The following is a 231-nucleotide window of genomic DNA, read 5'->3' as shown; positions in this document are numbered from 1 at the left end:
ACGGGCGGCAACTACGCCACCAGCCCCCTGCCGCAGGCCGAGGCCAGTGCGAAGGGCTGTGTCCAGGTCGTGTTCCTCATCGAGAACCGCGATGTCGTGGAGCTCGGCGGCATGAACGTCGTGTTCGTGTTCAAAGACGGTCGTGTCGTGTCGCCGGAGTCGTATAGCATCCTCGAGGGCTTCACGCGCGACTCGCTGCTGCAGCTCGCCGAGGGCTGCGGCTACACTGTC

The 231-nt window shown here is 65.4% G+C and carries 1 protein-coding gene; it reads left to right on the top strand.

Annotated elements, in window-relative coordinates:
* Window positions 1-231 (top strand): aminotransferase class IV (locus KVS71_RS19420; RefSeq protein WP_217585344.1); only part of this gene is annotated, 231 nt, incomplete at both ends.

It is taken from the genome of Microbacterium sp. GbtcB4, from assembly GCF_019091465.1.
Taxonomy (GTDB): domain Bacteria; phylum Actinomycetota; class Actinomycetes; order Actinomycetales; family Microbacteriaceae; genus Microbacterium; species Microbacterium paraoxydans.
The sequence above is the reverse complement of the archived record's forward strand: the minus strand, read 5'-3'. Positions and strand labels throughout refer to the sequence as shown.